Origin of the sequence: Pseudovibrio axinellae, assembly GCF_900110875.1 — a bacterium.
In the GTDB taxonomy this organism is placed as follows: domain Bacteria; phylum Pseudomonadota; class Alphaproteobacteria; order Rhizobiales; family Stappiaceae; genus Pseudovibrio; species Pseudovibrio axinellae.
On the sequence record NZ_FOFM01000001.1, the window covers coordinates 930956 to 957908 of the forward strand.

The following is a 26953-nucleotide window of genomic DNA, read 5'->3' on the forward strand; positions in this document are numbered from 1 at the left end:
GCACAGGTTCGCATAGGCAAGCTCTAAATTACCGATTTTAAAAAGCAATTTTGATTGCGAAATACGCTGCTTCACGCACCCTCAATCCAACTCGATTCGCATTGCTGCGCCCCGTGTCATCACTCACATACTTCTTAGAGTGTTAATTATTAGCTTAGATTTATCTGTATCAAATTTTACCTATTTTTTTTCTAATCCAAACGCGTAGTGGGGTAATAATCGATTAACCCTAGTTCGGACTAGGCTATTTTATATCGCTAATTTTAACTATTGTTTGAGCCGCAACCCCTATTTTTCGCTAGGTAAATCGAGTCTTTGGCACGACCGAGGGGGAGCACAGCATGTTCGGGGCAAACGCAAGAGGCAAGGCAAACTGGCTTGTCACATTTTTGGGTATAAGTGGAATGGTGTACGCCTGTGTGACAGCCGCTCAGGCCGAATATAAACCCAGAGCGTCAGCTCCACCACCAATTCTCAGCCCTGACCTTTCCAATCCCTGGATTGTTCAAATCCCTCGTTCTCAAGCGCGCGCAGTTCAAAACCTTGAGCGCTCCAACAAGAAGAAGCGCGCTCAGGCACATTCTAACCGGTATAGCCGCCGCATTCCCAAGCAGTACCTGCCTGCAATTGTAAATTACAAAACCTCCCATGCGCCCGGAACCGTGGTTATCGATACCACGTCGCGATATCTGTACTTCGTACAAGGTCATGGCAAAGCACGTCGTTATGGGGTTGGTGTGGGGCGGCCAGGCTTTGAGTGGGCTGGCGTTCATAAGGTGACTCGCAAACGGGAATGGCCAGATTGGCGACCGCCTGCGGAAATGCTGAAGCGTCAGCCAAACCTGCCGCGTTTCATGCCCGGTGGACCACGGAACCCATTGGGCGCCCGTGCACTCTACCTTGGTTCCACACTCTACCGTATCCATGGGTCAAACGAGCCGTGGACCATTGGTCAGGCTGTGTCTTCTGGCTGTATCCGCATGCGCAACGAGGATGTGGCGGAGCTGTACAACATGGTCCCTGTCGGCGCGAAAGTCTTTGTGCGCTAACAACGCCTCCTGTCATACAGCACTCAAGAAACGAAGTGGCTCAAATAAACGGTCAGCGGCCGCTTATATGCTCCGGCTTTGGGCCGCCGTAGGCCCAGTCTAGTAACTCTACTGTGTGGATGACCGGTATTTGTGTTCCGCTTGAGATTTGGGTGATGCAGCCGATGTTTCCTGTGGCGACGAGGTCGGGCTTTGTGGCTTCCAGATTATTGACCTTACGGTCCCGCAAAGTGGTCGCGATTTCTGGCTGCATGATGTTGTAGGTGCCTGCAGAACCGCAGCAAAGATGGCCTTCCTGAGGTTCTTTGACAGTGAAGCCCGCGTTTTGGAGCAGCTTCTTGGGTTGGGAGGTGATCTTTTGACCATGCTGCATGGAACATGCGGAGTGGTAGGTGACTGTCAGTTGTTCTTTGAGCTGGGCTTCTCCCAAATCCTGCTCAATGAGAAACTCAATAATGTCCTTTGCCATTGCTGAGATCTGTTCGGCCTTTTGTGCATATTCCGGGTCGTCACGCAGCATGAAACCGTAGTCTTTAATAGTGGTCCCGCAGCCAGAAGCTGTGATGATGACCGCATCCAGCCCCTCACCTGCCATCTCTTTCATCCATACGTCAATGTTGGCTTTGGCCTGTTCGTTGGAAGCTTCCTCTTTGCCCATATGGTGGACCAGCGCCCCGCAACAGCCCTCCCCTTTTGGGAAAACAACCTCATAGCCGATGCGGGTAAGCAGGCGCGTGGTGGCATCGTTAATAGATGGGGCCAGTACGCTTTGCGCACAGCCTTTCAGAATGGCAACGCGTCCCTTTCGCTGCGTTTTTGGCGCAACTGTATCTTGTCCAACAAACTGAGAGGGGTGTGATGCTTTTGAAGGGGTAAGTGTCAGCATGGCACCAAGCTTGGCGAGTGTTCCGCCACATTTCTTTAAAAGACCTGCCAATGGGCGAGCATAAAATGCAGCTGCAATGGCGAGACGGAAACGGCCAGGCCGAGGCAGGATGGCCTGTAACGCAGCTCTGAGAATCCGCTCTTGCAGAGGGCGCTTAAAAGTGCTGTCGATATGGATGCGGGCATGGTCTACCAGATGCATGTAATTTACACCTGATGGGCATGTGGTCATGCATGACAGACACGACAAACAGCGGTCGATATGCTTGACCGTTCTGGCATCTGCTGGCCGATCATTTTCAAGCATTTCTTTGATGAGATAAATGCGTCCTCTCGGACTATCCAATTCATCCCCTAGGAGGACAAACGTGGGACAGGTGGCTGTACAAAACCCACAATGAACGCACTTGCGCAGGATATCTTCTGAAACAGCCGTGGCACTGTCTTTGAGTTGTTCTGGCGTAAAGTTGGTTTGCATGAACTAAATACTCGCGTACATACGGCCTGGGTTAAGGACACTATGCGGATCGAACTGTGCTTTGAGGCGCCGTGTAATGCCGCGCAGAGCCTCTGGCTGTTGCTGAAAGACATCAATGCTTGCACGTAGTTCCGCGCTGGCTCGCAAAAGCGTGGCATGACCGCCGCCATTGTCAGCTATAATCCGGCGTAAAGGAACATCGTGTGGTTCGTTGCCTTGCATTTCTATCCAGATCAAACCACCGGCCCAATCTGCCATCCAGCGGATCGCAAATCTCTTTTCAAGCTCAGCAATAACCTTATGTCCTGCTGTTGGGCTGACGGAAACTTTCCAAAGTGGGTTTTTGGCACCGACAAATGGGCTTAAATCTCTAAGATTGACCCAAATATTCTTAGAGTTCTGCTTATCCAGCACGTCCTGCGATGTAAATCGTGCAAGGATACGGCGCAGCTTTTCCAGCCGATAGTCGATGGACACCGCAATCCCCTCCAGCCTGAGCAATGTTGCGGAGTTGTGGTGGGCAAGCGAACCTATTCCTTGTGGCAGGTGCGCGGCAGAAGAGACTTCTGCAGAGGAGCCCATCGCCTCAGACATTGCGCCGGATGCCTCCTGAGCTGTCAAACCCCAAAGGACTAAGGTGCATTCTTTGGCAGCCCGCGGAAGAACCTTTAAAGAGAAGCTGGTTGCCACAGCCAATGTGCCCCAAGAGGAGCAAAAGCCGCGTGACAAATCATACCCGGTTACGTTTTTTACAACACGTCCGCCGGCTTTGAAGATTTCACCACGTCCCGAAACCGCCTCCAACCCCAAGACATGATCGCGCGCAGCTCCAGCCTTCAATCGCCTGGGGCCAGACAGGTTGGTGGCCAACACCCCGCCAATGGTACCCGACTGACTGGGTGTGGTGCCCAAAACAGCACTTAGGTCTGCCGGTTCGAATGGAAGTTCCTGATTGTGTTGTTTGAGTAGCTCGTTCACCTCTTGCAAAGGAGTGCCAGCCTTTACCGTCAACACCAGTTCAGCTGGGTCATAGTCGATGATGCCAGTGATCCCAGAAACGCGCAATGTGTGGGCGCTCTGTACAGCCCTTCCCCATTTGCGTTTGGACCCGTGGCCAATCACCTCCAGCGGCGTGCGCTCGGCGGCAGCCCATTTGATCACGGCTTCCAGCTCCTGAGCCGTGCCTGGGTGGAAACCCTCTCCCTTGGTTTCTTCCATATCAATTCTCTTTGTTTGGTCTGCGGCCTAAAAGCGCGGAATATCCGGGAATGGCAGTTGACCCTGATGCACGTGCATGATCCCCAGCTCTGCACAACGGTGCAACACAGGGAACACCTTGCCCGGATTAAGAAGTTGCTTTTCATCAAAAGCGCATTTAATGCGCTGCTGCTGTTTCAAGTCGTCTTCGGTGAACATTTCCGGCATGAGATCGCGCTTTTCAATACCAACACCATGCTCTCCCGTGAGCACGCCGCCGACCCTGACACACAAACGCAATATGTCTGCACCGAAGGCTTCGGCAGCAGCCAGTTCTCCGGGCTTGTTGGCATCATAAAGGATGAGTGGGTGCAGGTTTCCATCGCCTGCGTGAAACACGTTAGCGACGCGCAGGCCGTGTTTTTTGCTCAGCTCTTGCATGTCTTGCAGAACTTGCGGCAAGGCTGCGCGCGGAATGGTGCCATCCATGCACAAATAGTCCGGCGAGATACGACCAACCGCTGGAAATGCAGCCTTACGGCCTGCCCAGAAGGTGTTGCGCTCTTCCTCTGACTGAGAGACGCGCAGGTATGATGAGCCGTTTTGCTCTGCAATGGTACTGACACGCTGCAACAGGTCATCCACCTCTGCCTCAGGACCATCCAGCTCCACAATCATCAGGGCGTCCACATCTAATGGGTAACCGGCATTTACAAAGTCTTCAGCCGCCGAGATTGCGAGCTTATCCATCAGCTCCATACCACCTGGAATGATGCCTGCTGCAATGATATCAGCCACACATTTTCCCGCCTGCTCGGAGGTTGGAAAGCCGATCAAGGCTGCGCGTGCGGTCTCTGGTTTTTGCAGAACGCGCACGGTCACTTCCGTCACAACGGCGAGCAGGCCTTCTGATCCTGTGAGCAGCGCCAGCAGATCGTAACCTTCACAATCTAAATGCTTGCCGCCTAACCGGATGACCTCTCCAGTGATGAGGACTATTTCCAAACCCAGCAGGTTGTTCGTGGTCAGGCCATATTTAAGGGAGTGCACCCCACCGGAGTTTTCAGCAATGTTGCCGCCAATTGAACAGGCGATCTGGGAGGACGGATCGGGGGCATAATAAAACCCCTCATACTCCACAGCCTTCGTTATGCCAAGGTTGGTAACACCTGGCTGTGTAACAACTGCCCGATTTTCAAAATCAATTTCCAAAATACGGTTGAACTTCATCATGGAGAGCAGCACACCGTCTTCCAAGGGCAAAGCGCCACCAGACAACGAAGTTCCAGCACCACGGGGAACCACTTTTACATCATTATCGTAACAGTATTTGAGGACTCTTGAGACCTGATCGACACTTTCTGGCAAGACCACAACAAGAGGGAGTTGGCGGTAGGCTGTAAGAGCGTCAGTCTCATATGGGCGCATCTCGATTTCGTTGCAGATAACGCCTTCTCCGGGGACGATTTTCTGCAGATCGGCCACAATTTTTTCACGCTTTGCAAGCGTTTCCTGTGACGATTTTGGCATAGCAATCGCTGCCATCAGGCGTCCCTCCAACATCACGGCTCGTAATTTTATTTCCAAACAACATACTTGTTTGTACTTAGTGCGCACAATGTGTGAGACTGTCATAATTTATGCAAAGATAAAAGCCGCATTAAGTCTATTGTGCCGTAAAAACAAATGCTTCACATTCGCGTGAATTTGATCCAAGACAACAAGTCTACATTGGTTTGTGCTTATGATCACTTCAGTCCGCGACAATATGCCGTAACAATATATACGCAGGTAACGTCGAATCTATGGAAACTCTCCCATGAGTTAGACTATGTTGTTGTCTATTCGCGGTTACCTATATGATTTAGTTGAAAGGATAAAAATATGAAGCAGTTGGGCGTCGTTGCAGCGCTAGCATTGCTGGTAAGCTCAGGTGCGGCATTCGCTGAAGGCGATGTCACTAAGGGTGCTAAAGTTTTCAAAAAGTGTAAAGCGTGTCACTCTATTGGCGAAAAAGCCAAGAACAAGGTTGGCCCACAGCTTAACGGCATTGTTGGCGCAGGCTGGGGCGAAGTTGAAGGCTACAAGTACTCCAAACCTCTTCTGGCTGGTAAAGCAGAAGGCAAAGTTTGGGACGTAGCTACACTGAACGCCTACCTTGAAAAGCCAAAGAAAGTTATCCCTAAAGGTAAAATGGCTTTCGCAGGTCTTAGAAAAGAAGGTCAGCGCGAAGACGTTATCGCGTACATCGCACAGTTCAATAAAGACGGTTCTGAGAAATAATTTATTTCCGGATCTGCTGAAAATAAAGGGTCGCACGAATGCGGCCCTTTTTCATTTATCCAGACATGCTCTAGCCTGTCACACGCCGCACCATCATACTCGCTGAAACTGGAATACCGTTGTAATCCGTCATGAATTGCTTGGTAAGCGCAAATCCAAATCGCTCATAAAGGCGTATGGCGGGCAGGTTTGAGCTGACAACGTATAGTATTGCCTCGCCTTTTATTTTGTCCAGGACATGTTGCATGAGCGTTTTGCCAATGCCGGCTCCACGGCCTTCAGGATGCACAAACAAAGCTGTGATTTCTGAGTGCTTTCGAGCGGCATATCCGACAATTTCCTGCTGCTCGTACACGACAATCTGTGAGGCTAACAGGCCCTTGAAACGCCTGTTGTCCTGATCAAGAGGAAGAAACTCAAACGTTTGATCCTCGAAGGTTAGTTCATCCAGTTTGGATCTGGCATAGATCTCCTGGATACGCGGAAAATCTGTTTCTCGAAAAGGTCTTATGGTCAATTGCATTCCCCTGAAGAAGGGCTAGAGGATACAGCCCTCCTTGTATTTGGCAATGCGGTTTGATCAGGCCAGTTGTGTGATGATTTCGTCTTCTGGCAGACGTGATTTTGGCAAGGCTGCATTGAAGTCATCTTCATGACGGTAACCAAGCGCGATCAAAGCAACAGCGCGGTAGCCCTTTTCAATCAGGCCGAATTCTTCGTTCAGAGCCTGTGCATCCACACCTTCGATTGGCACTGCATCAATGCCCAGCGCACCTGCGCCCAGCAGCACGGTTCCCATGTTCAGGTAGACCTGCTTTTCCATCCAGTGGTCTGCGTCTTTCAGCTCGTCGCGGTGGATACCAACGAACTTGGAACGCCCTGCTTTGACGGTTTCCTTGACTGCCGGATCTGTAAAGCGTTTGTCGTTTTCTTCTGCTTCTAAAATGCGTGTCAGATACTCATCCGAAATCTCAGTTTTAACGCAGAATACGATGACGTGAGAGGAGTTGAGAACCTTGGCGTTGTTGAAGGCAAACATGCCTTGCGTGCCTTTAGAGACGCGCTCGCGCCCACCTTGCGTATCTGCGATGATAAAGTGCCATGGCTGCGTATTCACACTGGACGGGCTGAAGCGCAGCAGGGATTTGATGTGGTCGAACTGCTCAGCCGAAACGCGCTTGGTCGGGTCAAACGCCTTTGTTGAGTAGCGGCTTAGTGCAACATCTTTCACGTTCATTCTTATTTTCCGATTTATTGTCTTTTGGAGATCTTAGCTGATAAATAACAATAAGTTTTTCTTAAACAAGTATGCAGGGCGCCAATTTTTCATGTGCCATATGCACTTTATGAGCATGGCCCTCACTGCTGAAGGAGCATTGCGGTCTGTTTAAAATTATGGCACGCAGATAACATCGATTGAAATTTTGTGTTGCTCTGAGATTACAGGATTTCCAGTATTCATGGCCAAACAGAGACGCCCCAAATTTAAAAAAGACGCGCGGGTCGGTTTGTTTGTGTCGTGTACGACAAACCTGTTCCGGCCTTCCTTGATCAAAGCGGGCGTACATCTGCTTGAAAAAGCAGGATACATCGTAGAAGTTCCTCCCCTTCAAAACTGTTGTGGCCTTATCTCGCTCCGCTCCGGTGAACCGGAGGATGCAAAGGATATGGCCAAGCAGGTCATTTCTCAGTTTGGTCACTATGATTTTGTTGGCGTACTCTCGCCGTTTTGCGCTGCGGTTTTTGACCGGGCTTACCCTTCTCTCCTTGGTGAGCAATCAGAGGAACTAGCGACACACGCCAACCGGTTTCGCAAGAGCTGCTTTGAGGTATCTGACCTTGTGCTGGCATCACCGTTTGCTTTAAAGGCCCTCTCGGAATTTACGGGTAGCATAGCGTTTCTCGATGTTTCTGGAGAACCAAATCTTTTTGGCAGTCAGGTCTCCTCACGCCTGTTACTTGGGCAAATGAAGCAGGCGCACATTGTTGATTTGCCGCAGATCTGTGCCTCGCAGGTCGACGGCGCACCAGATGGCACAATTTCACCAGAGCTTGGAAGCAAAGGTTTGGACGGTGTGCTGCGTACAGTTCGCTCTTGCGGGGCTGGCACATTGGTTTCGACAGACCTTGCGCTTTTGATGGAGCTGTCCAGCCATCTGCGCAAATTTGGATCAGCAATCGAACTGCGCCCTGTTTTGGAAGTGCTGGCCGGTGACCTAGGCTCCATGCCCATAGGAATTAGTGCGCGCGCAATGGCTGGACAATCGCTTTTCTGATTCCCAAACATTGGTAAAATCGCGGTTTGATTTGCCCGAGAGTTTAAAACCTTGTGAAAAATACGAATTCTGCGTGATTGGAATTACTAGGTAGGAACAGGGATTTCGTGCTTAAATCCATTAAATTAGGCAGACCAACCATAGAAATGTTGTAGTTCTGCGTATTGCTGAGTAGTGTGCGCGGCAACTGGGCAAGCCATGGTTCGGCCATGGTGCCAGTGCACATTGAGAGGCACTTCGCTTCTCACAAGCAGTTTGCCATCCAACAGGATCGTGCAGAGTGTTTGAAGCCTTTATTTTTGCGTATTCTTGAGCGAGAACCAGTGTCCACTTTTCGGGAATACGCGTTATCTGCTGTTAAACGGGAGCCTATAGAAATGGGAAAGCTCAAGCCGGGCGTCATCTTTGGTGAAGACTATAAAACCCTGATTGAAGCATGCCGGACAGGCAAATATGCATTGCCTGCGGTAAACGTTGTTGGAACAGACTCCGTCAACGCAGTTCTTGAAGCAGCAGCTGCAAACAAAACAGATATTATCATTCAGCTTTCCAATGGTGGTGCTCAGTTCTATGCCGGTAAGGGCATCAAAGACGGCTTTCAGGCAAAAGTGCTTGGTGCCGTAGCGGCGGCACAGCATGTGCACCTGCTGGCAGAGCACTATGGTGTAGGCGTTGTGCTTCACACTGACCATGCGGACAAGAGCCTGATCCCATGGCTGGAAGAACTCATCAAGCACGGTGAAGAGTTTTACAAAGCACACGGCAAGCCTTTGTTCTCCTCTCACATGCTGGACCTTTCTGCAGAAGACATCGAGTTCAACTTGTCTGAAAGCGAACGCCTGCTGAAGATGATGGCTCCTCTTGAGATGAGCCTTGAGATCGAACTGGGCGTGACCGGTGGTGAAGAAGACGGTATCGGCTCTGATGAAGACATTGGCGCAGATAATCCTAAGCTTTACACCCAGCCAGAAGACGTTTTGCAGGCTTATGACCGCCTCAATCCGCTTGGCCACTTCTCCGTTGCAGCTTCGTTTGGTAACGTGCACGGCGTTTACAAACCGGGCAACGTAAAGCTTCGTCCAGAAATTTTGCGCGAAAGCCAGAAGCTCGTGAGCGAAACCCATAAGCTGGGTGAAAACCCGCTGGCGCTGGTGTTCCACGGTGGTTCCGGTTCTGAGAAATCCAAGATTGCAGAGAGCCTAAACTACGGTGTGTTCAAGATGAACATCGACACTGACACACAGTTCGCGTTTTCCGAGCGTGTTGGTGCCTATGTGCAAGCCAATGCGAACGCCTTCCAGTACCAGATCGACCCGGAAACCGGCGCTCCAACGAAGAAGGCTTACGACCCGCGCAAATGGCTGCGTGAAGGCGAGCTGGGCATTGTTGATCGCCTGAAGGAAGCTTGTGAAGACCTTGAGTGTATTGGCAAGAGCCTTTGCCAGTAAGCTAAACTGCTTTTATGAGATTAAAGAGCCCGGTACATGTGTGCCGGGCTCTTTTGTTGTGATTGGACACGTGGCAGATTATCCGATCCACTCAATCGACTGACCGTGAGGCCCAGTCCATGCGCGGTGCTTGCCGTTTTCGCAAAGGAGGAAGCGGCCTGCTGGGTGGGGTTCGGCGACCTTTGCGGCGAAGCGAGGAAATACGCTGCGAGCTTCGTTGGAGATCCAATGGGCGTTTGAGTCCAGCATCATGTTGACGAAGGCGTCGCGTTTGTCGGTGTCGCGCACATAGACGAGGACAGCGCTATGGAAGACGACTGGCGTGGTACCAATAGGAACCTGCTCCAGCAGGGCTGGCAGATCGTCAAGAAGGTCACCTTTGATGAGCTGAGGCTTGTGTTGTTTGGCCACTGCAATGGCTTTTTGCAGGCGGTCGAGGCGCGCCTCCTGCCCCGGCCAGATGAGCGTTTGCAGCCATTGGACTGTATCGTCATCTTGAAGGTCTAACGGGTTCAGTTCCAGCCCAGCACGCCAGACAACGTCTGGCCGCTTCATTGGCAGAGGTGCATTTCCGCCCACAGCGCATTGCAACACTGGCGTATCAGGTGCGGCAGGGTTCTGACCGAGCTGATGAACGCCGCTGTTGTAGTCGTAGGCGTAAAGATCGGGAAACAGGCAGAGACCGGCAGAGGCGCCGACTTCGATCAGTGCAAGAGGTTGAGGGAGGCGGGCCAGAAGCGGAAGCAGCGCTGCACATCGACCGGGTTCGTTGGTCTGCGTGCTGCGGTTCATCATTTCCTGCCTGATTACAGGCGCATGATTGCGCAGGGCCTCCTCTAGCTCGGAGACTTCGGGAATTCGGCCCATCACCCATCTGATCGCGGCAAAGAGCAGGTTGGGTTGTTGCTTGGCTTCCGGCAGTGCTGCAAGGAACTCGTGATACTCTGGAGACCCCGCAATATGGTGTGCCCATCGTTCATAGGTTGGCGAGTTGTCTCTAGCCTCATAGGAAGCAAAACCCAGATAACGATGTTCAAGCGTGTGGTCTAATACTGCCATCTCTGCAATTCCTTATCTTAAATATACTCTCTGCAATTTCTTCAGGCTGCTGAACATGTGCCCTTTGTCGCCAGAAATCTAAAATTCAATATATGATTGTTATTCAGAGCCATTGCTTCATGATATTTTACAGGTCGAATTTTTAGCAAATATACTTAAGTCTTAAGGGTTCCATAGGAATTCAGCAGAGGGGCGGACATGATTACAGTTCATAATTTGGAGAATTCTCAGAGCTTTCGCGTGATTTGGTTGCTTGAGGAGCTGGGCGTTCCCTATGAAATCAGGCAGTATAAACGAGACCCGGAAACAGGGCTTGCACCGGTCGACTATCGTGGCCTACACCCGATTGGTACTTCGCCCACTATCTCTGATGGAGAGCTTGTTCTGGCGGAGACCAACGCAATTATAGATTACATTTTGGACAAACACCCGAGTGCAACGATGAGACCTGAAGCAGGGACACCAGAGCGGGTGCGCTACCTTTTCTGGTTTCACGCGGTACCGGGAAGTTTCACACCACTCTTAACTGATAGCCTGATTTTCAATATGATGGATTCCAAATCCCCCTTTTTCATCAGGCCCCTTGTTTCCCTGATTACGGGGAAAGTCCGTGCAAGTTTCCTTGAGCCACGCCTTGAACGGTTGTTTGCCTATATAGAGGAAGAGTTAGGGCACTCAGAATGGATCGCCGGAAGCAATTTGACCGCAGCGGATACGTTGCTGGGGCATGCTTTGATCCTATCAGAAGTTCGCATCGGCTTTGGTGACCGCTTTCCGCGCATAAAGGCCTACCTTAAGAGAGTACGGGAGCGCCCGGCCTTTCTCTCTGCGTTGGAAAGGAGTGGCGGTTTCACCCCTTTTGGGTCGTGAGACCATAGGAGCGCTCTAAGCCCCCTTTAAGCTTCGTTCTCAAAGGCTCTTTTCAGACGGCGCTCCAAACCACGAACGACCAGAGACAGCGAGACTGTCATCACAAGGTAGAGATACGCAACCACGTTGTAGGTTTCAAAAAACTGGAACGTAGAGGCGGAATATATCTTGCCGAGCTGCGTGATGTCTTGCACGCCAAGCACTGAAACAAGGGCACTATCTTTAATGAGGGCAATGAAGTCATTGCCCAATGGCGGCAGTATATTCTTGAACGCCTGCGGACCAGTGATAAAGCGAAAGGTATGCCATCTGGAGATCCCCAGCGCCCGGCCTGCTTCGATCTGCCCGTCATCAACGCTTTCAATGCCTGCCCGGAAAATCTCTGCAATAAAGGCGGAATAGCCAATGGAAAGAGCAATAATCGCCCGCCATATCATGGAGAGGTCTCGCACCCGCATCCTGTCAATGATGTCCCATTCGATCAGAGGGCTCATCACCCAATTGTAAAGTGCAACGAGCTGGGGTGCGCCAACAAAAGCAATGTAAAAGAGCAGCACCAGCATCGGTACGCCGCGCAGTATCTCGGTATAAAACGAACTGATTTCGCGGATAGTGCGGTGCTTGGAGCCACGGCCGATGGCAACGATAAGGCCTAAAACACTTGCAATGCTGAATGAGATAAAAGTGACAAAAAGTGTGATACCGACCCCTTTGAAGAGGATCATAAATATCTGCCGGTAGTCACCATTTTCAGCAATCAGCCAAAGAAAAAAAACAGCAAAAACAATAGATGCCAGCAACCACCATGGAAGCTTATCCAATCGGGATTTTGTGGCAGAACGCATGCCCATCGTCGTTCCTTTAACTCTCTTCTTTGAAACTGCTGGTAAGGAGCTGAAATCCAGTATCGTACCCGCAAATGAAAGAGCGGGTCATTTTCACCCGCTAAGTTCATTGGAATATGAGCCTTGAGCAATCTGCGTTTGTTTTCACGCCCGCAGCTTACTCCTGCGACTAGTAAGTAGGCATATCCTGAAGTAAAATCGGCCCATACTTTTCTGGATCTACGTTAGTTTTAATACTTATAGTCAACAAACCATTTTTGGTTCAAGCGATCAATCGTGCCATCCTCATGCATGGCAGCCAGTGCAGCGTTAATTGGCTCACGCAGGTCAGAACCCGGCGTTAAAATAAAGCCGAAATCTTCCGACCAAACCGAGCTTCCAACCACTTTAAAGCTGTTTGGGGATGCACCCATGTACCCAGCAGCACTCGTTGCATCCATCAAAACCATATCCACATCACCAGAGTGCAGACCCATAACGGAGGCGCCGAATGTTTCGAACAGCCGGATACGCTTGTTGTTTTCATCGCCATCCAATACCGCGTAAACTGCAGTGTAGAAGTTTGTGGTCCCTGGCTGTGCGCCAATGAGAAGTTCGGGATCACTTGCAAAGGCTTTTGTGCTCTTGAAACGATTTTCATCAGCACGCACCAGCATGAACATTTCAGAGGTCATGTAAGGATCAGTAAAGTCGATCTGCTTTTCACGTTCCTCATTGATGTTGATACCATCCATGCCAACATCAAACTGCCCCTGACGCACCGCTTCAATCATGGTGTCCCAGGATGCCAGACGCCAATCCACCTTCAGGTTGAGGCGCTTTGCGATCTCGTTGAATGCGTCATACTCCCAACCGATGCCCTCACCGGTTTTCGGGTTTGCAAAATTCAAAGGCGCATATGCATTTTCGGTCACCGCAACAACCGTACGTCCTTGCAGATCTGGTAGGTCTGATGCACAAACGGCTGCCCCAAAGCCTGCGGAAAGAGCAAGAGTTGCTATCGCTAGTTTAAATTTCTTCATCATCGGGTATGTCCCCTCCAAGGAAAATTTGGCCACCGCGCAGAAAAAACTGGCAGAATCGCACCCAGCGGATGTTGACAGCTTGCCGATCTGTGAGCAATAGGATGCGGGTGGCCGACCGGTAAAATACCTTAGTCGGCCCGATTATCTACTCCGCAAATGTAGAGGCGGTCAACGAAAGCCTTGGTATTTTGGTGACAAACTCACTGGTGTTAGACGATACGGCTAAATGTCGTGGTGAACTTTTATAGACGGATATGTCGGTGCAAAAAGATTCCCTGAACAACGACGAGCCATTTCACGACGATGAGCATCACATGCCACTCGGCATTCGTGTGCTGAACTGGATCTCCGTGGGATTCCTGATCTATTTTCTTCTTTGTGCCGTTGGCCTCATTGAAGCTGGTTTCCTCGCCGTTGGTCAAAAAACCGCTGAACAGATTTTCTCTTATGCCACCAACCCGATTGCCGGGGTCTTTGTGGGCATCTTGACCACATCGCTGGTGCAAAGCTCTTCTGTCACCACATCCATCCTGGTGGGCCTTGTTGCTGCTGGCCTTCCAATTTCCATCGCGGTTCCAATTGTCATTGGCGCTAATTTCGGGACGACCCTTACCAATACCTTCGTGAGTTTGGGGTATGCGCGAGATCGCTCAGACTTCAAGCGTGCTTTCAGTGCCGCGACCGTGCATGATGCCTTTAACCTCATTTGCCTGCTGATCTTTTTACCGCTAGAGATCGCTTTCGGGTTTCTTCAGAAAATCGCGGTCTTCGTGGGCGAATTACTGTCTGCATTTGCGCCCACAGACAGAATCCTTACAGCAAATTTTAATTTCATCAACGCGTTGACCGACCCCTTGATTGAAGAAATCAAAGCACTGGCCTCTGGTTTAATGCAGCCCTGGAATGGGCTTATGGTCGCTGCCATTGGTTTTGTCATGCTGATTGTCAGCATCACCTTTGTCAGCCAATTGTTGAAGTTGTTGCTGGCCAATCATGCGCGCCGCCTAACTGAAAAGATGAGCACAGCAGCGCCGTCCTCCGGCATCATTACTGGCCTCTTCGCAACACTGCTGCTGCAGTCCTCATCTGCCACGACCAGCTTGCTTGTTCCACTTGCAGGTTCTGGCGTTTTGACAACCAAACAGGTTTACCCCTTCACACTGGGTGCCAATGTGGGCACTTGTCTGACTGCGATCCTTGCCGCGTTTGCTGTCACTGGTCAACGGGAGCTTGCCTTCGAGATTGCCATCGTTCATCTGGTTTATAACCTGCTCGGTGTACTGTTGATCTACAGCTTGCCATTCCTGCGGTACTTGCCGGTCCAACTTGCCGAATATGTTGGCGACCTCGGCTCGCGGCGCTTTGTTGTTGCGACCACTTATGTGATTGGCATTTTCTTCCTGGTTCCAGCTCTGGGTATCTTCCTTCTGAGCAGATAAACTAGGAAGAGATCTCCTAGTTTGGACGCCTGCCCGCATAGGGCGCGGACAACTTCTTCAGGGCACTGCCAACGCAACCGTTATGCTTCCCTGAACACATCAATATATCAAATAATTTGATGACATTTATTCATTTGATTCTTGGTGGCAACTCGTGCAGGACAGCCTTCGTATATAGATAGCATAGCGGATATAATGCATGGCAAATGCAAACCAGATCGATTCTGTGGGAGCTCTTGCACCCTCCCCACATGCGCTTAGCATGTTCGATTATTTTCTTTACGCAGTGACCGTGTTTGCATGGGGTTTCAGTTGGTACGCCCTCAAATTGCAAGCCGTTATTGCGCCTGAGGTTGCTTTGTTCTGGCGGTTTTTATTCGCAACCTTTTTGATGTGGGGCTGGGCCAAGTTTGGTGGCCATAAGATCGCATTCCCATTGCGCGCCCACCTTCTCTTTGCCGCACTTGGCTTCCTGCTCTTCTCATCCAACTTTCTTTTGTTCTACCATGGGTCACGCGAACTGCCGTCGGGCTTGCTTTCCGTCATCTTCTCTCTTGCTTCGGTCTTTAATATCGTGCTTGGTTTTGTGCTCTTCAGACAAAAGGTGAGCGGGGCAATCTTACTTGGTGCTTTGCTTGGATTTCTGGGAATTTGCCTGATGTTTTATCAAGAAATCGCTGGCAGCACGTGGAACATTGCCGCTCTTTGGGGGCTCGGGCTATGTGCTTTGGGGACCTTGAGTTTTTGCTTCGGCAACATCGTCTCATCGACAGCAACCTCCCAGAATATCTCGGTCATCTCCGCCAGCGCGTGGGGCATGGTCTACGGAACCGTTTTACTTGGTGTGAATGGCTATCTATCGGGTGCCAACTTTGAGGTGCCGTTTACCCCAGAGTTCCTACTAAGTCTTCTTTACATGGTAGTCGTCGGCTCCATCATTGCATTTGGTGCCTATCTCACCTTGCTCAGCCGGATCGGCTCTGCGCGGGCGGGGTATGCCACGGTGATGTTCCCAATTGTTGCGCTTGGAGTTTCCACGGTCATGGAAGGCTACGTTTGGACCATAACGTCAATTCTTGGCCTGCTCTGTGCGCTCAGCGGAAACTGGATTGTTTTGAGCCGTTCTGCCAAAAAATAGGCCCGGTGCTTATTTGGCAGCGGACCTTATACTCTGTTGACCAGAAGCCGCTTATTCTGCGGCTTCTGCTAGGGCATCATTATACTCAATCGAGACATTGCCAATCGAAGTTACGATGTGATGACAGAGTGCATCATGAACTGGTTCAATTGCCACCGGCGAGCGGATAATTGTAATGTCGCAAGGAGGAAGTGGCGGCAAACCCTCTTTCTCTCCCAAAATCCGCTGACCCTGTCGCAACGCGCTGGCAGGCAAGATCGCGATAGCGAGACCTGCATTGACTGCACCAGAAAGCGCAGCTGCGCTTGAGCTGGTATATACAACTTGATGTTGGATTTTCTGCTGATCGAGCGCCGCAATACCATCTTTCCTCCACGAACAGGTGGTTGGGCCAACAGCAAGGCGTAGAGGGCGTTGATCATGAACGATATGTTCACGCGATCCCACCCATTGCAACGGTTCGCGGCGTACAATCTGACCCGGCAGAGAAGAACAGTCACCGCTCGTTACGATACCAACATCCAGCTCTCCCTTCTGGATTCGCCGACCAATCTCATTGGAACTGGAGCATTCCACATCCAGATTAATACAAGGGTTCAACCTGTTAAATGCTGCAAGTACTTGTGGCAATAGGCGTTCTGCGTAATCGTCAGGCAAACCTAACCGAATGCGACCAGCCACCTCTGGCTCATGAAACGCAGAGAGCGTTTCGTCGTTCAAAGTAATCATTCGTCTTGCATATTCAACAAGACGTCTTCCGTGCTCGGTTATCCTAGAGTTACGTCCGTCCTTAACAAAAATCGGTTGCCCGATACGCTCTTCAAGCTTCTTCATTTGCATAGAAACAGCGGATTGGGTTTTATGCACTGCATCCCCAGCCTTGGTAAAGCTTCCCAATTCTGCAACGGCTAGAAATGTTCTCAGCTGATCAACATCAATCGAATATGGCATAGCTTCCCTCCGGCTTGATCATGATCAATTGATCACGATCTTGAATGAATTTCAATCAAAAACATTCTCTTGTTTGCCTACAACTTTTAGGTGATATTTGACTGACAGAACGAAACAGTTCCCTTTGTTTACAAACCTCTAGACCAGTTAGACCGGATAGTGTGAGCCGCTTATCCGAACGGGAGAGTAGTACCATGACGCTTGCATTCCCTACCCCTTCTGAATTTCGCAATGCCAATCGCGCAAACGCAGGCACGTTTGAACCGCTTACTCTTTCGCACACCTTGCATGTGCTGGTAGCGATCCCAATGAAGCTTTGGAAACACTATCAGGATCGCCGTGCCATGATTGAACTGGCTGGCCTTGAAGACCGGATGCTAGAGGATATTGGAATTACGCGCGCTGATGTGCACAGTGCTCTTTCTGCGAGTGATGGCCACGACCCGAGCTGGCACCTAAGCGCCCGTGCCCGCGAGCGCCGCTGTGCGGAACTCGAAAAGCGCCGCCGTCACATATAAAAATTGTGGGAGCCTCTTTTTGGCAGCTCGCCCCTACTTGAACTGCCAAGATTCCATTGCCCACCACCTAAAAGGCCTGCATTTTTGCAGGCCTTTTTTTGCTGAAAAGATCAGTTCTTCTTGGCTGGATAGACAACCAGCTCGCATCAGCCTAGAGACCTAAGGCTTGTGTGCTTTACACCTTACGATGAGTGCTCGGCATGGTGCTTTGAAACGCCTTAGTCCAAAAATCCAACACAGGGTTTTCCGCTGGCATCATCTGCGACCAGAACACTTCCTGGGCACTGCGTGTTTGATCTTCTGCATTTTTTGTTTCAGAGCCTAGATCTGGACAACCCTTTGCAAAGCCTTTGAGGAACGCTTCCATCATCACCTTTTGCGGGCCGACGAGATAATTCATAAGCATTTTGCCCTGCAATAATGCCAGTAGAACGGGCATCAACTCCATCCAACTGTCGATATTCATTGCATCTTTGCGCTTAAAGTGACGCTGCACGGCTAAACTGATGTTTTTGTCACTGGCAAGCACAGTCATAAGATATGTGAGCATTGCTTGTTGTGAACCACCCGTCATTTGCTGCCAATTTGCAGGGTCAGTGAAATTCATATCTGGAAGCTTTGGCGTTTCACTAGCTGTTTTGGAAGGCTGTGGTGCAGGTGTTTTTTGAGGCTGCATAAATGGAAGAAAGGCATGGCCATTTTGAAAATAGTCTTGGTAGGCTTTCGCCTGATTTTGACTAAGTACTTCCATAAGAGAAAACATGTTATTATTGGAATGTTCTGTCATTTGGCTTCCCGCTCACAAGCTTATGGCGGCTATTTACCACCCAATATACGTTGATTCATCTTGATCGTTTTGGATGTAATATTTGTAAATATTATGACCATGAGTTCCATTTTATTGAAACTCCTAGCAAAGCTGAGCGTTCCTTAAACGATGCGGTAAACATCGACGGCTTCATCCCGCCCTCTTAACTTGAAATCACCAAGATGTTTTACATCGGATTTGTCTTTCAGTTCCCGGACGGTTTCATCAGTGGCCAGCGCAATAACCTGCGCCTTGGGGTCAATTTTCTTGCCCAGCTCCTGAAGTCTGGCTGCAACATTGACCACATCCCCAACGACTGTGTAGTTCAGCCGCTCCACAGCGCCAATATTTCCAACAACGACCGTTCCTGTATGAACACCAATGCGAACTCTTAGTTTTGCGAGAGGCCCTTCATCGTCTCCAAGGTCGTGTTCCAGCTTTTCTGCAATTAAGCGAACAGCATCAATGGCAGCTTCTGCATGGTCCTTCATGACTTCCGGGGCTCCCCAGAACGCCATGCACCCATCTCCGATGTATTTGTCGATTGTGCCTCGGGTCTGGCTTATGCAATCTGCAAGTTCCTGAAAATGGGTATTGAGCATCGTGGTGGTCTCCTCTGCCGTAAGCTTAGAGGCAACACTGGAAAAACCCGCAATGTCTGAAAAGAGAATAGTCATCTCACGCAGCTCAGTGTTGCAAAGGCCATCGAAGTCTCGCTCTAACAAAACACGGACAAGATCTTTGGGCACGTATTTTGAAAAGGCACTTATGGCAACGCTGGCTGAGTTGAAAGATTGGTTCGCATCATCAATCTCTTGCAAGCGTGAGGATGGCAGGGCTTTCAGGCCTTCCATATTTAGGTTTTTGATCGCAACCGCCTGATGAGCCAGTGCCACAATTGGGTCTGCCAGTCTGCGACCAATCAGGAACATGAGAAGCACACCAACGGCAAGAAAAGCCGCGGCACCGAGATAGACCTTGTGCAGGCTCTCAAAGGGGCTGCTGAATTCAGAAGCCAACGTATAACTGCCGATAGTAAGAGGTAACCGGCTGCTTTCCGCCAACACATCATAAAGAAACAGATAATCGCCTTCCGGTGTTTTATCGATATGCGCATTATATGCGGTCTCAATATATTCACGGGTGGTTTTCTTATCCCAGATATAATTAAGCGGCGTTCCCTTCAAATCTGACAGTGTTGGAATTGGTTTTGCAGTACTTGGCTTAAAGTCGATGAACTTTTGCTCTGTACTTGCAAGCACCTGATCCTTACCCAGCAGAATAAAGGGGGACTGAGACTGACGCCATTTGATGCGTTCCATCAAACCGCCTAGCAACGTCACCGGATACGCCAACTCAAGGTGAGATATCGTGTTATCGACGGGGTTGGAGATGTAAACGGACAGGTCCATATAGGTTTCGCCCGCCATGCTATCGTAATAAGGTTGGGACCAGTGCATATGCCCCTCGCGCATGTCTTGCGCATTGGGTGGGCGCACTGAGGTTTCCTTTATGGGTTCATCTGCATCATCCAACTGCGCACTGAACATCTGGCCACTGGGAAACGTATAGGCAATCTTTTTGATGCTTGTTTCGCGTGATAGGATCGTAACCAGCTGCTCACGCAGTGTTTCTGGAGCTTCGTGCACCAGTGGGTCAGAGAGTATCTGGGCGACCAGAAGGCCAAGCCTTTCCTCACTTTCAAAGAAGTCCTCGACAACTTCCAAGCCCCATCCCACAATAAGTGCACCGGTTTCGCGCATGATAGCGGTTGTTTGCTGGTTTGCCGCGCTGGAGACATACAGAAGGACTGTTCCGCCAATCAAAGCCAGTGAAAAGGCGGCGCCTATGCTGAAAACAGTAGAGATGGATAAGCGCCAGGCGGACCAGCCTTGGCGCTTTGAACTCTTTGACTGCGGCTTTGTTCGGGCGCGAGTGGCGTCTTCGTTCCGGTCCATACCGTCCTCCATTTGGAGGTATCTTAGAGCCAATCTCCCAATTTTGCCTGAACAACGGCCAAAGCAGCAACGGCTGCGGTATCAGCCCTCAAAATTCGGGGACCAAGCGGGATTGAATGAACAAACGGCAGGCTTTGCAAGAGCTCACGCTCATCTTCTGAGAAGCCACCCTCAGGCCCGATAAGCACGGCCAGAGGTGCTTTGGGAACATCCTTGAGAGCGTCAATTGGATTCAGTGAGCCATGGCCTTCATCGCAGAAAATGATCTGGCGTTCACCTTCCTCCTGCACCCACGTGCTGAGAAGCTTCTTAAGCTGTGTTGGCTCCATCACCGATGGAATGGACAGGACACCGCACTGCTCGCACGCCTCAAGCACATTGGAGTCCATGCGCTCCTGCTTGATCTTTGGGTTTTGGGTAAACTGCGTGATTACCGGGCGCAAACGACCTGCACCCATTTCAACGGCCTTTTGAACCATGTAGTCCAGCCGGGCAAGTTTAAGCGGGGCAAATAGGTAATCCAAATCCGGCAAAGGTGTTTGTTCACGCATTTGCTCGGTGACAATCAACTGACAGGCCTTGCGCCCGGTTGGAAGGACTTGGGCGCGCCATTCGCCATCCCTGCCATTGAAAACGAGAACTTCTCCCCCCTCCTTCATGCGCAAAACGTTGAGGAGATAGTTGGCTTGGGCGCGGTCTGCTTGCAAATGGAAGCCATTGCGCAGATCCTGATCAACAAATAAGCGTTGCATACGAAACTCATAGTGGGACATTGAGGCACCATATGCCAAGCGCGTGACTGATACCACTTGGCCTGCACCTATTTATTGGTGAGAACTTAAAGTCTCAACAGGAGGAAATGCGTCTTGTGGTTCCCTTTTGCAAGGGTCACGGTCTACACTAAGTAAGACTGGTTTAATTTTGCTGCATCTGAAAGAAGCCTGACATTGTCTGAACGCCCGAACATTGCTGAATATACCGTCTCCGAAATCTCCGGTGAAATCAAACACACCGTGGAAGATAAGTTTGACTATATCCGCGTACGAGGCGAGCTTGGCCGTGTCAGCCGACCGGCATCAGGACATATCTATCTGGATGTGAAGGATGATAAGGCCGTTCTTTCTGGCCTGATTTGGCGGGGCAACGCGGCACGGCTGAAAGTACAGCCAGAGCAAGGCCTTGAGGTCATCGCAACCGGTAAGATCACCACGTTCCCCGGTCAGTCGAAGTACCAGATGGTCATTGACAGTCTGGAGCCTGCTGGCGCTGGTGCATTGATGGCTTTGCTGGAAGAGCGCAAGCGGAAACTAGCGGCAGAAGGTTTATTTGCTGAAGAGCGCAAGGTTGCTCTGCCGCGCATGCCAAGAGTGATCGGCGTTGTCACCTCACCGACCGGCGCGGTTATTCGCGATATCCTTCATCGTATCAGCGACCGTTTCCCGCTGCATGTGTTGGTATGGCCTGTACGTGTGCAAGGTGAAACATGCGGCTCTGAAGTTGCAGCAGGTATCCGTGGGTTCAATGCGCTTGAAGCTGGCGGTGATATTCCTCGCCCTGACGTGCTCATCGTGGCCCGTGGTGGTGGTTCTATTGAGGACTTGTGGGGCTTTAACGACGAGGAAGTTGTGCGCGCTGCTGCTGAGTCACAAATACCCCTCATCTCAGCTGTTGGCCATGAGACAGACTGGACGCTGATTGACCTGGCGGCGGACGTGCGCGCGCCAACACCGACAGGTGCTGCAGAATTTGCCGTTCCGGTCAAAGCAGAAATGACGGCACAGGTGGATGACTTATCGCGCCGCCTCGCAACAGGTCTTTTGCGCCTTGTGCAAGCACGCCGGACAGAGTTGCGCGCCGCCAGTGCAGCCCTTCCTGCTTCCCGCGATCTGCTTGCACTGCCTCGGCAGCGGTTTGATATGGTGGCTGGCCGTCTTGAGCATGGGTTGAAGGTAAACACCCAAATCCATCGCAATTCTCTGGCGGCCGTTTCTTCTGGCCTTCGCCCTATTACCTTGCAGCGACAGATTTCTCAGGGAGCGGAGCGCCTCCAAGTCTTAAAAGCTCGTGCGATTGCAGCCTTTTCCAATCAGGTCCAACGGCAGCGCCTGAGACTAAGCAACTCTGCTGGTCTTTTAAATTCTTTGAGTTATGAGCGTGTAATTGATCGCGGTTATGCTGTGGTACGTGATGCAGATGGTGTTCCATTGGCAAGTGCGCAGGCGGTACAGGGCGGGCAAGTGTTGCAGCTGGAGATGAAAGGCGGGATTATCGGTGCAGTTGCCGATAGCGGCGGCGTTATGCCAACGCCACCCCCTCACAAACCTGCTAAGGCAAGCGCACCTGAAACAGATGTGGTTCCTACACCTGCAACATCGTTGGATGAGCATGTGGCGCTAAGCAAGGCGAAGCAAGCAAAGAAACCTGTTCGCAAAAAGAAAGAACCCGCAGACCCGGGCGCACAAGGTAGCTTGTTTTAGAGCGATCGGGCAGCTTGCCGCTTTCTAAGCCAGAGCCATCTTGTTCTTTAAATCCCATGGCTCCTTCAGCAACGCCAAGTGAAAGCACCCGTTTTGTTGGTAGCCGATTGCTTCGTAAGCTTTGACTGCTGCGGCGTTGTCGGTGAACAGGACCGACTTTTGCACGCCTCTCTCTTTGGCTGCTTGCAGGGTCAAAGCAACGATTGTTCTCGCATATCCTTGACTGCGATGTTCTGGAGGCGTCCAGACTGGACCGACCTGTACAATTTCAGGGAGTGTTGCGTTAAACCCGCTTAAAGAAACCGGCTGCCCCTCATCCAGTAAAACCCACGCACTGTGGCCAGCCTGCATCTGCTTTACCCTAGTGCGAATGTGCTCCTCATGCTTTTGCGTGGGCTCTGCACCAAGGGCTTCCAGCTCGTGGTCTTTCAGCCAGGAAGACAACAAGGACTTTTGGGCCTCAGCTGCGCTAATGAGTTTAAACCGTGCGCTTGAGGCGCCTTCAGGGAGGTGAAGTTTATCCAACTCAAGCTGATAAAGACCTTCGCTGCGGTTGGTATTGAAGGCGTGATCAGGCAAATTGAGAGTGTTCAGAATGGGGCGGGCCTGCTCACTATCACCAAGCACTCCGGCGAGCGGACGCTCTGCATTTGCTAAAAAATGTGTGGTCAGAGCTTGTCTTGCTTCTGGGTCTGGCGCTTGGGCCATCAGGTTTCCATTCCAGAAGTGAGCAAAAACGCCTTGTATCTCATTCGCCTTGTCATAAGCGGCCCAATACTCTCCAGAAAAGGCCTCGCCTGTATACTCAAGGCCTGCCTTGTCCATATTGCTCAGTAAGAACATGGAGCTAAAGGCTCGGCTCATCAAGAACGCCTCTACAGCATAGGCATCATCGTTTGATAGTTTTCTGATCTGCATTGCAACCGCTCCCATTTGAGCTGGCAAGTATGGGGAAACAAAAAACCCCAGTCCACTGACCGGGGTTTTCTTTTTCTCACGTTGTGTTCTGCTTACATCAAGGATGGCAGGAAGGTGATGATTGATGGGAACGCCACCAATACCGCCACTGTCAAAACGTCTGCCACAAAGAACGGAGTTGCACCACGGAAGACTTCCTGAACTGGAATATCAGGGCGAACACCAGACACAACAAAGCAGTTCAGCCCTATGGGCGGTGTAATCAGGCAGAGCTCTGCCATCTTCACCACGATGATGCCGAACCAGATCGCACAAGCCGCCCCGGACATGCCAAGCGTGCTTTCTGCTGCGCTGACATCCAGCCCACCATTGAGCGCCATGATTGCCGGGAAAACAACAGGCAAAGTCAGCACCAGCATGCCAATCGCATCCATGAACATGCCCAGCACGGCATAGCCGAGCAAGATGCAGACAATGATCATCATCGGTGGGAAATCCAACGAGACGATAAACTCACGGAATGCATCGGGAAGGCCAGCAAAACCAAGGAAGCGCACGTAAACCAGCACGCCCCAAATGAGCGTGAATATCATCACGGTCAGCTTTGCAGTTTCATGAAGCGCTAGGAAGAGCTGTTTGGTGCGCATGCCTTTGTAAAATGCGGCCAAAAGCACGACAAACGCGCCACAAGCGCCTGCTTCTGTTGGCGTTGCAAAGCCATAGTACAGGCTGCAGAAGATGATCAGGATCACGCCAATTATCGGAAATGTGCCTGGCACTGATTCAAAGCGCTGTTTCCAGCTGTAGCCGCCAATCGCGGGTGCGCCGCCGGACCATTTAGCTATGAAATAGATGATCCCAGCATAGATAAGAACGGACACAACGCCTGGTAGGAAGCCAGCCATCAGCAGTTTACCGACGCTTTCTTCCACCAAAATTGCATAGATCACGAGGATCGCACTTGGTGGAATGAGAGAGGCCAGTGTTCCCCCAGCAGCAACCACAGCAGCAGAAAGGCGTTTGGAATACCCTGCTGCCAACATCTCAGGAATAGCGACACGCGCAAAGACAGCAGATGTTGCTGTTGACGCACCAGAAACCGCAGCAAAGCCAGCTGTAGCAAAGACCGTGCCGATCGCCATGCCACCTGGCAACCAACCAAGCCAACGCTTGGCTGCCTCGAAGAGTTGCTTGGTCAGACCTGCGTAATACGCCAGAAAGCCGATCAAAATAAATGTCGGCAGAACTGAAAGCGCATAGGTGACTGACTTGGAATGAGGGATGGTGCCGGCCATTTTTGCCGCAGTCAGAACACCACGCTCAAATCCCATACGCATGGAGAAGATCGCGATCATGCCCACAATGCCGACAAAGGCGGCAGCAAATGCAACACGAACACCGATAACAACGAGGAGCAATAATACTCCTGTCATAATAAGGCCGATATCAAACGGGGTCATGACGCACCTCCATGCGCGGGTGTTCCCATTTCTGGGCCCTCTTCACCATTTTCAGCAGAATGGAAGGTTTCCTCAATCTCAGCACTTGCGTGAGCTGCAGCATCCATCACGTGCGGCAGGTCCAGGACTGATGCAGTCGGGTCAATGACAAGGCGGCTGTACCCAAACAACTGAAGCACAAGGCGAAGCCATAAAAGGGCCAGCGCGCAGGGAACGACGATCTTGGACGGCCAGGTAGGGATGGAAATATCCATAGTACTGTCGCCAAAGGTCCAAGATCGGTCAAAATGCAAATACGAGCCGTAGATCAACACAGTAACAACAACAAGAACGGCAAGAACGCCGAGAACTTCAGCGATCCATTGGGCACGGCCTTTAAAGACACCGATCACCAGCTCCATGCGGATGTGGCCGCCGACACGTTGACAATAGGCGATGCCCATAAAGGCAAACACCGCCATGGCTTGCTCTGTAATATCAATAAAACCGGGTACGGGCTGATTGAACAGATTACGTCCAACAACCTGAACGACAGCTAGCAACATCAAGACAAGAATGGATGTCGCGGCAATGAGGTTAAATAGATTTTCTATTTTCCCCAGCGCTCCATTAAAGCGAAGATAGGCCAGATCCGACGCCGGATATGTAGGGCCGTTTGGTTTGGACATTTTGGCAGCCCGTTCGTAAGAGGAATGTTTGCCATGCTCATTTTCGGAAGGGTTCATGAACCCTCCCGCAAGCATTGCTCAGAAGAACAAAAAGGCGCACCAAATCAGGATGCGCCTGTTCTGAGGCAATTACTCGCCGGCAATTGTATTTTGAACCAGAGCCAGAAGTTCTGCAGCAGGGAGACCCTTAGCAGACATATCTTTGACCCACTGGTCCCAAATTGGCTTACCAGCAACAGACTTGAAAGCTTCAAGTTCTTCGTCAGAGAACGTAATCTGCTTTACGCCACTTGCTTCTAGAGCCGGGTAAAACTTGTCGTAAACCTTTGCATAGGTGTCCAGGTAGTGCTGGATTGCAGGCTCGACGCTTTCGTCCAGTGCAGTTTTGAACTCTTGCGGCAAGAATTCGTAGGCATCTGTGCTCACAACAACAGGGCAGCTGACGGTGCCAGGGTTCAAGTTGGCTGTCCACCAGCTACCAGCTTCAATGGTTTTGAATGACAGATGTGCATGCGGTGCAAAAGCAACGGCCTGAACTGTACCAGAATCGATCGCCTGATACGCTTCAGCAGCCGTTACGGACGTTGGTACAGCGCCGATGGTTTTCATGGCGTTGCCAATACCACCGAGTGCACGAACGCGCATGCCTTCAAAGTCTGCCAGTTTTGCAGGCTCGTCGCCTTTACCAAGCAGGTTGTACTGCGGCATTGGCGATGGCATCAGCAGCTTCGCGTTCCAACGGCCCAAGTCTTTTTGAACAGCAGGATGGTTGTAAAGTGCAAAATCAACTTTAACCTGGGTTTCCAGATCCGGCACGCCCAGGAACGGCAGATCAGTGGTTGTCAGGGATGGGTTTTTGTCAGCGTGGTAAGATGCGCAGAACTGAGCCATTTCGAAAGCACCGATGGCAATGCCATCCAGGTTTTCACGAGACTTAGACAGTGCTCCACCATAATGCAGTTTAATTTCAAACTTACCGTTGGTACGTGCGGCGACCTCTTCAGAGAGCTTTTCTACGTGCTCTGTAAATGCACGACGCTTGCCCCAAAGTGATACGTTCCAAGTGACATCAGCAGCAAGAGCTTCACCAACGAATGTGGTGCCCATTGTTGCTGCAAGTACAGCGGTTGCAACCTTAATATTTTTCATTATTCTACTCCCGAAAAAGAATGACCGTTCTTGAAGACAACACAAATCCGGCCA

At 50.9% G+C, this 26953-nt stretch carries 25 protein-coding genes; 9 read left to right on the forward strand and 16 right to left on the reverse strand.

What is annotated here, in order from left to right:
* Window positions 1-341: 341 nt before the first annotated feature.
* Window positions 342-1049 (forward strand): L,D-transpeptidase, encoded by a 708-nt coding sequence (locus tag BMZ51_RS04230; RefSeq protein WP_068010684.1) that lies wholly within the window; start codon window positions 342-344, stop codon window positions 1047-1049.
* 52 nt (window positions 1050-1101) lie between these two features.
* Here the strand turns inward: BMZ51_RS04230 and glcF are convergent, their stop codons facing one another.
* Genes glcF through BMZ51_RS04245 form a run of 3 tightly spaced genes read right to left on the reverse strand, consistent with a single transcriptional unit; the run spans window position 1102 to window position 5154 of the window.
* Window positions 1102-2412: a glycolate oxidase subunit GlcF gene (gene glcF, locus BMZ51_RS04235; RefSeq protein ID WP_068010682.1), complete on the reverse strand. Its 1311-nt coding sequence runs from the start codon at window positions 2410-2412 to the stop codon at window positions 1102-1104.
* A 3-nt stretch (window positions 2413-2415) separates the two neighbouring features.
* Entirely contained in the window at window positions 2416-3630 is a 1215-nt protein-coding gene (gene glcE, locus BMZ51_RS04240; protein ID WP_068010680.1) for a glycolate oxidase subunit GlcE, read from the reverse strand.
* Between the two features lie 27 nt (window positions 3631-3657).
* On the reverse strand, window positions 3658-5154 hold the full coding sequence (locus BMZ51_RS04245) for an FAD-linked oxidase C-terminal domain-containing protein (RefSeq protein ID WP_068010678.1): 1497 nt from the start codon (window positions 5152-5154) through the stop codon (window positions 3658-3660).
* 339 nt (window positions 5155-5493) lie between these two features.
* Between BMZ51_RS04245 and BMZ51_RS04250 the strand changes: the two genes are divergently transcribed.
* Window positions 5494-5892, forward strand: a complete 399-nt coding sequence (locus BMZ51_RS04250) for a c-type cytochrome (protein ID WP_068010677.1) — start codon at window positions 5494-5496, stop codon at window positions 5890-5892.
* Window positions 5893-5962: 70 nt separating this feature from the next.
* Here BMZ51_RS04250 and BMZ51_RS04255 read toward each other — a convergent pair whose 3' ends face one another.
* Both BMZ51_RS04255 and nfsB read right to left on the reverse strand, forming a co-directional pair.
* Entirely contained in the window at window positions 5963-6409 is a 447-nt protein-coding gene (locus BMZ51_RS04255; protein WP_068010743.1) for a GNAT family N-acetyltransferase, read from the reverse strand.
* A 63-nt stretch (window positions 6410-6472) separates the two neighbouring features.
* Window positions 6473-7129: an oxygen-insensitive NAD(P)H nitroreductase gene (gene nfsB, locus BMZ51_RS04260; RefSeq protein WP_068010676.1), complete on the reverse strand. Its 657-nt coding sequence runs from the start codon at window positions 7127-7129 to the stop codon at window positions 6473-6475.
* A gap of 223 nt (window positions 7130-7352) precedes the next feature.
* Here nfsB and BMZ51_RS04265 point away from each other — a divergent pair, with 223 nt between their 5' ends.
* A complete protein-coding gene (locus tag BMZ51_RS04265; protein WP_068010673.1) occupies window positions 7353-8168 on the forward strand; it encodes a heterodisulfide reductase-related iron-sulfur binding cluster in 816 nt (271 codons plus the stop codon).
* 377 nt (window positions 8169-8545) lie between these two features.
* On the forward strand, window positions 8546-9616 hold the full coding sequence (fbaA, locus tag BMZ51_RS04270; RefSeq protein WP_068010741.1) for a class II fructose-bisphosphate aldolase: 1071 nt from the start codon (window positions 8546-8548) through the stop codon (window positions 9614-9616).
* 78 nt (window positions 9617-9694) lie between these two features.
* On the opposite strand, the gene BMZ51_RS04275 is transcribed toward fbaA, so the two are convergent.
* Window positions 9695-10675 (reverse strand): DUF2332 domain-containing protein, encoded by a 981-nt coding sequence (locus BMZ51_RS04275; RefSeq protein WP_068010671.1) that lies wholly within the window; start codon window positions 10673-10675, stop codon window positions 9695-9697.
* Between the two features lie 198 nt (window positions 10676-10873).
* On the opposite strand from BMZ51_RS04275, the gene BMZ51_RS04280 reads away from it, so the two are divergent.
* Window positions 10874-11545 carry a glutathione S-transferase family protein gene (locus BMZ51_RS04280; RefSeq protein WP_068010670.1) on the forward strand — a complete coding sequence of 224 codons (672 nt, stop codon included), beginning with the start codon at window positions 10874-10876 and terminating at the stop codon, window positions 11543-11545.
* A gap of 26 nt (window positions 11546-11571) precedes the next feature.
* Here BMZ51_RS04280 and BMZ51_RS04285 read toward each other — a convergent pair whose 3' ends face one another.
* Both BMZ51_RS04285 and BMZ51_RS04290 read right to left on the reverse strand, forming a co-directional pair.
* Complete coding sequence (locus tag BMZ51_RS04285; protein ID WP_068010668.1) at window positions 11572-12396, reverse strand: amino acid ABC transporter permease; 825 nt, start codon at window positions 12394-12396, stop codon at window positions 11572-11574.
* Between the two features lie 224 nt (window positions 12397-12620).
* Window positions 12621-13412, reverse strand: a complete 792-nt coding sequence (locus BMZ51_RS04290; RefSeq protein ID WP_208979302.1) for a substrate-binding periplasmic protein — start codon at window positions 13410-13412, stop codon at window positions 12621-12623.
* Window positions 13413-13669: 257 nt separating this feature from the next.
* Here BMZ51_RS04290 and BMZ51_RS04295 point away from each other — a divergent pair, with 257 nt between their 5' ends.
* Together BMZ51_RS04295 and BMZ51_RS04300 are read left to right on the forward strand one after the other, a co-directional pair.
* Window positions 13670-14854 carry a Na/Pi symporter gene (locus tag BMZ51_RS04295; protein ID WP_068010664.1) on the forward strand — a complete coding sequence of 395 codons (1185 nt, stop codon included), beginning with the start codon at window positions 13670-13672 and terminating at the stop codon, window positions 14852-14854.
* A 199-nt stretch (window positions 14855-15053) separates the two neighbouring features.
* Window positions 15054-15992, forward strand: a complete 939-nt coding sequence (locus BMZ51_RS04300) for a DMT family transporter (protein WP_068010662.1) — start codon at window positions 15054-15056, stop codon at window positions 15990-15992.
* 51 nt (window positions 15993-16043) lie between these two features.
* Here the strand turns inward: BMZ51_RS04300 and BMZ51_RS04305 are convergent, their stop codons facing one another.
* On the reverse strand, window positions 16044-16943 hold the full coding sequence (locus BMZ51_RS04305; protein ID WP_068010660.1) for a LysR substrate-binding domain-containing protein: 900 nt from the start codon (window positions 16941-16943) through the stop codon (window positions 16044-16046).
* A gap of 194 nt (window positions 16944-17137) precedes the next feature.
* Here BMZ51_RS04305 and BMZ51_RS04310 point away from each other — a divergent pair, with 194 nt between their 5' ends.
* Window positions 17138-17461 carry a DUF1127 domain-containing protein gene (locus BMZ51_RS04310; protein ID WP_068010658.1) on the forward strand — a complete coding sequence of 108 codons (324 nt, stop codon included), beginning with the start codon at window positions 17138-17140 and terminating at the stop codon, window positions 17459-17461.
* Between the two features lie 175 nt (window positions 17462-17636).
* On the opposite strand, the gene BMZ51_RS04315 is transcribed toward BMZ51_RS04310, so the two are convergent.
* From BMZ51_RS04315 to BMZ51_RS04325, 3 genes are all read right to left on the reverse strand, one after another.
* On the reverse strand, window positions 17637-18248 hold the full coding sequence (locus tag BMZ51_RS04315) for a hypothetical protein (protein WP_068010656.1): 612 nt from the start codon (window positions 18246-18248) through the stop codon (window positions 17637-17639).
* 143 nt (window positions 18249-18391) lie between these two features.
* On the reverse strand, window positions 18392-20227 hold the full coding sequence (locus BMZ51_RS04320; RefSeq protein ID WP_068010654.1) for an adenylate/guanylate cyclase domain-containing protein: 1836 nt from the start codon (window positions 20225-20227) through the stop codon (window positions 18392-18394).
* Between the two features lie 23 nt (window positions 20228-20250).
* Window positions 20251-20979 (reverse strand): 16S rRNA (uracil(1498)-N(3))-methyltransferase, encoded by a 729-nt coding sequence (locus BMZ51_RS04325; protein ID WP_082825752.1) that lies wholly within the window; start codon window positions 20977-20979, stop codon window positions 20251-20253.
* Between the two features lie 195 nt (window positions 20980-21174).
* Here BMZ51_RS04325 and xseA point away from each other — a divergent pair, with 195 nt between their 5' ends.
* Window positions 21175-22704: an exodeoxyribonuclease VII large subunit gene (gene xseA / locus BMZ51_RS04330; RefSeq protein ID WP_068010653.1), complete on the forward strand. Its 1530-nt coding sequence runs from the start codon at window positions 21175-21177 to the stop codon at window positions 22702-22704.
* A 24-nt stretch (window positions 22705-22728) separates the two neighbouring features.
* Here xseA and BMZ51_RS04335 read toward each other — a convergent pair whose 3' ends face one another.
* The 4 genes from BMZ51_RS04335 to BMZ51_RS04350 form a co-directional block, all read right to left on the reverse strand.
* Window positions 22729-23622, reverse strand: a complete 894-nt coding sequence (locus BMZ51_RS04335; protein ID WP_068010738.1) for a GNAT family N-acetyltransferase — start codon at window positions 23620-23622, stop codon at window positions 22729-22731.
* Between the two features lie 92 nt (window positions 23623-23714).
* Entirely contained in the window at window positions 23715-25082 is a 1368-nt protein-coding gene (locus BMZ51_RS04340; protein ID WP_068010651.1) for a TRAP transporter large permease, read from the reverse strand.
* On the reverse strand, window positions 25079-25807 hold the full coding sequence (locus tag BMZ51_RS04345) for a TRAP transporter small permease (protein ID WP_208979253.1): 729 nt from the start codon (window positions 25805-25807) through the stop codon (window positions 25079-25081). The genes BMZ51_RS04340 and BMZ51_RS04345 overlap by 4 nt, the downstream gene beginning before the upstream one ends.
* 72 nt (window positions 25808-25879) lie before the next feature.
* A complete protein-coding gene (locus BMZ51_RS04350) occupies window positions 25880-26899 on the reverse strand; it encodes a C4-dicarboxylate TRAP transporter substrate-binding protein (RefSeq protein WP_068010649.1) in 1020 nt (339 codons plus the stop codon).
* Between the last annotated feature and the right edge of the window lie 54 nt (window positions 26900-26953).